1 pseudogene is annotated in these 442 nt (G+C 38.9%); it reads right to left on the bottom strand.

What is annotated here, in order from left to right:
- Positions 1 to 442: pseudogene (locus ADJ83_RS11165) on the bottom strand (IS3 family transposase); the annotation flags it as partial.

Here is a 442-nt window from a genome sequence, read left to right as displayed (position 1 = left end):
AGTATATGCTTGAAGGAAGCTGTAGTATCCAGAACGAGAAACCTCTAAAAGATCGCAAAAATACTTGGTCATACGCTTAAATCCATTTTGTTTAATGGTCTCAGAAATTAATTGATTTACTCTACTTGGTTCTAGGTTTTTTGTTTCGTTTAGCAGCCTCCTTTCTGTCACTTCTAGCTTTTTTAATAACTCTACCTGTCCCTCCAATAGCTTAATTTTAGCTTCTTGCCTTTCAATCACTTCAGATGGCGTAAGTTCTCGCTTTAATTGTCTACCAGAACCGGCTTTTCTTGAGTCTGTGAGTGCGATTAACTCATCCTTTTCATAGGCTTTCTTCCACCTGTATGCGGATTGTTCAATTCGCTTCATTCCTATTGCGTCCACATCAAAGTCGTTAGCCATGAAGATTTGTCGAGGAAGTTTTCCACCTAGATACTCATCC

It is taken from the genome of Bacillus sp. 522_BSPC, from assembly GCF_001076885.1.
In the GTDB taxonomy this organism is placed as follows: domain Bacteria; phylum Bacillota; class Bacilli; order Bacillales; family Cytobacillaceae; genus Niallia; species Niallia hominis.
This window is presented reverse-complemented; position numbering and strand designations above follow the sequence as displayed.